This window comes from Schleiferilactobacillus perolens DSM 12744 (assembly GCF_001435585.1).
GTDB classification, from domain to species: domain Bacteria; phylum Bacillota; class Bacilli; order Lactobacillales; family Lactobacillaceae; genus Schleiferilactobacillus; species Schleiferilactobacillus perolens.
Genome location: NZ_AZEC01000066.1, coordinates 1 through 549 on the forward strand (window position 1 = coordinate 1; position 549 = coordinate 549).

General features: G+C 39.3%; 1 protein-coding gene. It reads right to left on the minus strand.

From position 1 onward, the window contains the following. Nucleotides 1–549 (minus strand): glycoside hydrolase domain-containing protein (locus tag FD09_RS15640; RefSeq protein WP_157053871.1); only part of this gene is annotated, 549 nt, incomplete at both ends.

A 549-nucleotide genomic window follows, 5' to 3' on the forward strand; every position in this document is an offset into this window, starting at 1 on the left:
TTTATATTCAGTTGATCCTATAATACCAGTAATACCCTCGAAATAGGGGACAACCGTACTACTCATGTTTCCATCTTGAATATCAACATCAACGGCAAAATAGATAACTGTCCCACTTGGTAGGCCAAGCTGACGTGCAGTATTAACGGCAATAGAAGCGTCTGCGAAACCTTGCTTGCTATTAAAATAACTTTCTTCATAACCTCCATCTTCGTAAATCGGAAAAATCTTAAGGTTAGCATCTAATAGCAGTTTAACTTCAGTGTTAGTCAAATTTTTATCTCGTTTATCAGCACCAGTCCCGACGCTTCCTGTCAAATAACGGCCGATAATGTTATAGCCAGCTGCTTTCAGTGATTTAGCCGTAGCAGCTGATGTGATTTGAGTAGCCATGTCGACACCATCTGAAGATCGGTTAGTGTTACCATTACTAGTTAATAAGCCTTTGATCACAGTTAGGTCAGCAGTTGAAGTATAAGGAGGCAACTTCATGAATTTTCTAAAGGAAACTATACCGTCGGCAACATTTTGTGTAAATTGGCCATTGAA